This is a genomic window from Aquiflexum sp., from assembly GCF_041749095.1.
Taxonomy (GTDB): Bacteria; Bacteroidota; Bacteroidia; order Cytophagales; family Cyclobacteriaceae; genus Aquiflexum.
Map to the genome: position 1 here is coordinate 1 of NZ_JBGTCA010000370.1, position 5,481 is coordinate 5,481.

Genomic DNA, 5,481 nt, shown 5'->3' on the forward strand with positions numbered 1-5,481 from the left:
TTTCTTTTGATCTGTTTGATTATTTTCTTTTACCAATTGGTCATTTTTTCTGTATCGGTACCAGAAAAGCAAAGCCACCGCAAACATGAAAACCGGATAAGAAGTGATTACTCCTGAAGTGATGGTCAAGTGGGTCCCGACTATCACCAGGGCTGCCGAAATCGACAATAAAATAATATCCTTTAATTTCATTAATAGTTAAAATTTCTGGCAAATACTTTGAATAACATCAAATATCCACTCAATATCTACTATTGTTTTTGATAATTACATCCCTTCTCCCGGGAGTAAAGTGCGGCTATTGATTACTTTGAATAGTTTGTATTCATTGAACCCTTCATCAGCTTCCATACCCGTTCCGTTGAAGAGAGTTTCCTTTTCCTGAATGGTTACAAATTTATCTGTGTAGATTTTTTTGGAGCCAGGATCCCAGAACAGTTCCTCAGAGGAAAGTTTTTGATCTTTTTCCAAGTTATCAACCCTCACATCACCTTCCCCTCGGTAAAGGTTTTTTGATCTTTCATAAAATCCCTTATCTGCCCGCATGGTGGTACTTATATTTCCCTCTTTGTCAAAGAAAGTAATCTCTATCCCTTCAGGAAATTCCAGATTTCCATCTTCAAATTCCATTTGCTTTCTGGCTTTGAGATGGGTTCTGACGATGGCAGAATCACTATGAACCAAATCAACATCATAAGCGATACTTGTTGGTCCTAGGTAAACTTCCAACATACTGGTATCCACCTCTTCGCCACAAGATGCCAAAATCAGTGGCAAAAAAGCAATTATCAACAAAATCCCGGGCATCCTTTTCATGATGGCAAAGATATCAAAAGAAAACCAATCCTAACGTCACATAAAAAAAGGCAGCCGTAAAGACTGCCTTTCCTGTATAATATTATTAAGAGATTAATCCCTTGTTGCCAACGTAACAGTCTCTCCGATCCAACATGAAACGGTAAAGGTCTCACCCGGCTGTCTGCTTTCGGTAAACAATTCCTCTTTAGATGGGAACCTGGAACGGGCATCTGCCATTCCTTTGCTGTCACCGGCCCTTTGGTAAGCATTATATGCAGCGATGAATACAGCCTGATCTTCTACCCGGCTAACTCCTTTTCTACAGTCATTATAAGACTGCATATATAATTGTGCGATTAAGGTCCAGGCATCTTTGGCTTTTTCAGGATCCAATTTAGCGGCTTCCTGTGCAGCATTTCTTGAGGCGGATTTTCTGCCGGCTATTCCATGGATTTTGGCAAGGTCATAATACACTTCAGCTTTTTGAACATTATTCTCTGCCAAAGTCAAAGCTTTTTCCAAAACCGGCTGGGCCTTTTCGTAATCTTTATTCTGCATATATCTCATAGCTCTTACTTGAGAGGTTGAGAAAGTGGGACTGTCAGAATCTATAATTTCCAATACTGTCATGAAGGTTGGGGAGGAAGTACACTTATATTGGATGGAGTATTTGAATATTTGCTGGGCAAGTATCATGTTCGTTGGATCCGCAGCTAATTTAGGACCCATCGTCTTCTCGATAAATTCACAATCAATCAATTCCATAGCAACCACTAATTGCTCTAAGGTCTGCTTAGGTGCGGAAACATCTTTACCTCCTGCCTCAGCTTCAGCAAGCAAAGCGTTTAGCTTTTCATACCTTTCCAATAATTGTTCTTTAGTAAAAGCTTTATTGTAAGCACTGTGTCTATAAACTAAGTCAAAATAAGCTGCTACAAGGTTAATGGTATTGAAATTGCCGTTTAATTCTACTACGCGGTCAAAAGTTGCCAACGCATCACCTACTTTATCTTTATTTGCCTTGTAATAATTATAGCTATAATATGCTTTGTTCTCAATCCATTTGGATTCATTATCAAAGTTTGCCTTTCTCAGTTCAAACACGGTAATCACCGAATCCTGATATTGCTTTTTCATGGCCTCGTCAGAAGTATCCCCCGCAGCACCATGGTAAATATTAATACCATTGATGTAGATGGATTCATTCAAATCTGGTGCATTGACAAAAAGCCAGTGCAAAGGCTTGGTAGCTTCCACGAATTGATCTGATTTCATGTAATCTACATAGGCGGCATTGTACTCCCTGGCTTTGGACTCCATGGCCTCATCAGCCGGCCAGTTCCAACCATCCTGCGCCTGAGTCATTCCTACAAGGGCCAATGAGAAGAACCCTACAAGTGCGTGTTTTACTTTCATATTCTGTTTGCTTTATTCGAAAACTCGTTTATAGAACCATGTATTATCATTAAGAGAAAATCCAAGACTAAAGCTTAAGTAATTTTCTCTGATCAATCCATTGTCAATTGTTCCCCTTGATCCGACCTTTACGGCAAAGTTCATTAAGGACAGGTTATTGATCGGAACAGATCCTCCAAAATTGATGCCAAGATCCGTAATATGGGTTTGGTTCACAATGTAGGGAGTCTGCTCATATTCAACCCCAATTCTGTATGTTGACCTTTTGAAGAGGTTGTCAACAGCTGAATAATCAGGTGTAATCTGACCGCCAAAAGCCACCCTATAACTGTCTCCCAGTTCTCCCAGATTTCCTCCAAATGACCTATATTGGCTGAATTCCTGCATTTGTGCTTCCAGTCCGATTACAAATTTATTGATTTTTTCGTAAGTTACCCCATAACCTATCTTTTTAGGAATAAAAACAGTGCCAGCCTCGTTATTACTGATAATATCTCCTTCTGTATCGGGTCTGCTAGCTTGCCCAAATTCGGCTACCTTAGCAAATTCTTTTCCACTAATCGCCCCGTAAGCATGATAGATGGCACCTAAATGAAGATTGCTTTTACTTCCCATTTTAAAATAGTAGTGAAGACCGGCTTTGAAAGTCACATCACCGACTGTTAATCTTTCATAAAATTCTGAAGAGGCACCTATAGGCCTGTTTTCTTCATTCAAAAGGGTGAGTTGATTTGTTCTGATGGTAGAACCAAACAGATAAGACCCCTGAACACCCAGGCTTAGGTTTTTGGCGACCACAAAGCCAGTTGATAGGTAAGCTTCCGAGATACCGCCCTCTCCATCTATCCTGTTCAGGGATGTGAGGTCTGAATTAGTAACCTGCCCATTGACCAAAATACTGTAGTTGACACTTGTCACCTGATTGACCCCCAAGCCTATTGATGATTTTCCTGAATTGATGGGAAGGGAAATTCCAATATAGGAAAGGCCTCCTCCATCTACTGTTTGATTTTCATTGGCTGAAGCCACATCCAACCTTTGGTATCTGAAAGCAGTCTGAAAATTGAATATCGTATTTCGTGTCGATAAGGCCGGATTCATGTAATTGATCCCCCAACCGGTCCCGAAACTGATACCTAATCCGCCCATCCCCTGATTTTGTGTAAATCCTGAATTATTGAATTCTCCCAATCCCAAAGCACTGTATGTTGAAGCGCTGGATTGCGGGTAGGCGTTGGTGTATATGAAAAAGGTGCATATCGCACCAAGTAATTTAAACCTATTGGTAATTGACATTGTAGCTTAATATTCTATCCAATCCATACAGGATCAAATTAGGGATTACAAATATGTGGTCTTTTGTTAAGCTTTCAAAAATTTTTGAATCGCCTCCACAAATAATGACCTTCAAATTATGATATTGTTTCTGATAGGTCTGAACAAATCCGTTCAACTCATTGAGAATTCCGAAATATACCCCGCTTCTTAGACAACTGACCGTACTGTTGCCTACAAACTCAGGGACAGTGCCACTTTCCAATTCCGCAAGCGGCAATCTGGCTGTTTGCTGATGCATTGCCCTGAAGCGCATCTGAAGCCCGGGTGAAATCGCTCCCCCGAGATAGTTGTCATTTTCATCCAAAAAGTCGTAGGTGATACAACTTCCAAGATCCACTGCCAGAAGAGGGCCATTTTCAAATATTGACCTCGCACCAATTACAGCAGCTTTTCTGTCCACCCCTAGTGTCTCTGGGGTAGCATATTTGTTTGTAATCGGCAAATCTGTGTTTTTGTCTAAAAACAGGAAAGGAAAACCAAGTTGGTCTTCGAGTTGTTTTTGGGTATAAGTCACAGAACTGATGATGGCATGCTGGAATTGAAGTGATTTGGCAGCTTCCATGAAAATCCCAAAATCTCCATAGTTCTCTTCCAAAAGAACTTTTCCATCCTCAAAGAGCGCTGTCTTTTGCCGTGTATTACCAATATCTATGACGAAATTTTTCAAATGCCGAAATGAGGATGATTGTAAATTATAGAAGCGAAATTACTCATTTTGACACACGGCTGTTTTTGAATAAATTAAAATTAACTTTACAGACATACATTTAACAAATTTTAACCCATGAGCAGTACTTCAATTTATAAAATAGTCGGATTAATGTCAGGAACTTCAGGCGATGGCCTGGACATTGCTTTTTGCGAATTTGAAAAAAAAGATAAATGGAGCTATACCATCATTGATTCTGATACAGTCCCGTTTCCAAAAAAACTGGGAAAAAAACTCAAAAAGTCCCACTTGCTCAATGGCCAAAAACTGTCCTTGCTAGATGTTGAGTTTGGAAGCTGGATGGGAGATCAAGTAAAGTATTTTTTAACCAAAAAATCACTTTCGGCACAGGCTGTTGCATCACACGGTCACACGGTATTTCACCAGCCTTCCAAAAAACTTAGCCTTCAAATCGGTAACGGCTGGGCGATTCACCAAAGCAGTGGACTTCCTGTCATCAATGATTTCAGAATGCTTGATGTACAGCTGGGCGGACAGGGTGCCCCACTCGTTCCGATCGGAGACCGGTTTTTATTTGGAGAATATGATTACTGTATCAATCTGGGCGGTATCGCAAATATCAGTATGGATTTTGACGGAAAGAGAATAGCCTTTGATATCTGTCCTTTCAATCTTCTGCTCAATCACTATGCAGAAACCTGTGGAAAGGCCTATGATAAAAATGGTAAACTTGCCAGAAAAGGCAAATTACTGCCCAAAGTATTAAAAGCGCTGAACAAACTTCCCTTCTATCAAAAAGAAGGTGCCAAATCTCTGGGCAGGGAAGACTTGGATGAATACCTCAAAATCCTTGAATTGAGTGGGGAATACAAGCCTGAAAATATCCTGCATACCTTGGTGGTCCATTATGTGGAGCAGATCAGAAAAGTACTTCACCCCATTCCAGGAAAAAAGCCATCTATTCTGATCACAGGAGGAGGCGCATATAATGTTTTTTTTATGGAAATACTTCAAATGGAATTGACTGAAAACTTTGAAATCGTGGCTCTTGATAGTACTTTAATCAATTTTAAGGAAGCTTTGTTGTTTGCATTTTTAGGGGTTTTGAAAATGAGAGGGGAGGTCAATTGTCTGGCATCTGTAACAGGGGCAACTCGGGACAATTGCGGGGGAACCACTTATGGACTATAGGAGGGCGGTGCTATTAAAGTCAAGAATATTTCTATTTTTGCCCTCTGATAAACCCAAATATTAACATG

The 5,481-nt window shown here is 40.2% G+C and carries 6 protein-coding genes; 1 reads left to right on the top strand and 5 read right to left on the bottom strand.

Going from position 1 to position 5,481, the window contains the following annotated elements; all coding sequences use genetic code 11:
* The 5 genes from ACEW8O_RS16970 to ACEW8O_RS16990 form a co-directional block, all read right to left on the bottom strand.
* The coding region (locus ACEW8O_RS16970; RefSeq protein ID WP_373495817.1) for a hypothetical protein at positions 1 to 192 on the bottom strand (192 nt) is incomplete at its 3' end.
* A 75-nt stretch (positions 193 to 267) separates the two neighbouring features.
* On the bottom strand, positions 268 to 807 hold the full coding sequence (gene lptC, locus ACEW8O_RS16975) for an LPS export ABC transporter periplasmic protein LptC (RefSeq protein WP_373495822.1): 540 nt from the start codon (positions 805 to 807) through the stop codon (positions 268 to 270).
* Positions 808 to 909: 102 nt separating this feature from the next.
* Positions 910 to 2,214 carry a tetratricopeptide repeat protein gene (locus ACEW8O_RS16980; protein WP_373495818.1) on the bottom strand — a complete coding sequence of 435 codons (1,305 nt, stop codon included), beginning with the start codon at positions 2,212 to 2,214 and terminating at the stop codon, positions 910 to 912.
* Positions 2,215 to 2,226: 12 nt separating this feature from the next.
* Complete coding sequence (locus tag ACEW8O_RS16985; protein WP_373495819.1) at positions 2,227 to 3,510, bottom strand: hypothetical protein; 1,284 nt, start codon at positions 3,508 to 3,510, stop codon at positions 2,227 to 2,229.
* The gene (locus ACEW8O_RS16990) at positions 3,494 to 4,219 is read right to left on the bottom strand and encodes a type III pantothenate kinase (protein WP_373495820.1); all 726 of its coding nucleotides are present in this window, start codon (positions 4,217 to 4,219) and stop codon (positions 3,494 to 3,496) included. The genes ACEW8O_RS16985 and ACEW8O_RS16990 overlap by 17 nt, the downstream gene beginning before the upstream one ends.
* Positions 4,220 to 4,336: 117 nt before the next feature.
* Here ACEW8O_RS16990 and ACEW8O_RS16995 point away from each other — a divergent pair, with 117 nt between their 5' ends.
* The gene (locus ACEW8O_RS16995) at positions 4,337 to 5,413 is read left to right on the top strand and encodes an anhydro-N-acetylmuramic acid kinase (RefSeq protein WP_373495821.1); all 1,077 of its coding nucleotides are present in this window, start codon (positions 4,337 to 4,339) and stop codon (positions 5,411 to 5,413) included.
* Positions 5,414 to 5,481: the final 68 nt, after the last annotated feature.